General features: G+C 78.5%; 2 protein-coding genes. One reads left to right on the forward strand and one right to left on the reverse strand.

The window, feature by feature from the left end:
• The coding region (locus tag ACG2DA_RS22995) for a hypothetical protein (RefSeq protein WP_395259049.1) at nucleotides 1-392 on the reverse strand (392 nt) is incomplete at its 3' end.
• On the opposite strand from ACG2DA_RS22995, the gene ACG2DA_RS23000 reads away from it, so the two are divergent.
• Nucleotides 384-634 (forward strand): hypothetical protein (locus tag ACG2DA_RS23000; protein ID WP_395259050.1); only part of this gene is annotated, 251 nt, incomplete at its 3' end. The two genes, ACG2DA_RS22995 and ACG2DA_RS23000, sit on opposite strands and share 9 nt — an antisense overlap.

A 634-nucleotide genomic window follows, 5' to 3' on the forward strand; every position in this document is an offset into this window, starting at 1 on the left:
TCCGGCGGCAGGCGGCGGTAGACCATGTCGTCGACGACCGCCGCGAACTGCCGCGCCCGGTCGTCGTCCCGCAGGTCCTCGGCGGACCACTCCCAGACGCGGAGGACGTTGGCGAGGAACTCGTCGGGGAGCCGCCGCGTCCAGGCGGGGTAGAGGGTGAAGCCCGCGACCTTTTCGAGAATTTCCGGCGCCAGCGCGGCGGGGCGGTCCGGGCCGGAGTCGTCGTCGTCGGGGGCCCGGCCGGAGCGGACGATCTCGCCCAGGAGCCGCCAGCCCCCCTCGACGAAGTGCCGCTCCGCCGCGGAGAGGGCGGACGGGTCGACGTCCCGCCGGACCAGGGCGGCGGCGTTGCAGACGTCGATCACCGCCTCCAGGTCGTAGGCGTGCCTCACGACGCCCCGGCGGTCGCGGAAGCGGACGGGGCCGACCGGGACCCGCCGCGGCCGGGGGAGGCGGGGCTCGAACCGCGGGTCGGCCGCGACGCGGGCCAGGGAGTCGCTCCCCGCGGCGGCCCGGCCGCCCGGGGGGCGGACCGCGCGGAGCACTTCGGCCCGCAGGAGCAGCACGCGGCCGCCGTCGGTCAGGTAGCGGCGGACGCGGACGCCGTCGACGCGGAGCGGGCCGGCGGACGCGG

The organism is Alienimonas sp. DA493 (assembly GCF_043951915.1).
Taxonomy (GTDB): Bacteria; Planctomycetota; Planctomycetia; order Planctomycetales; family Planctomycetaceae; genus Alienimonas.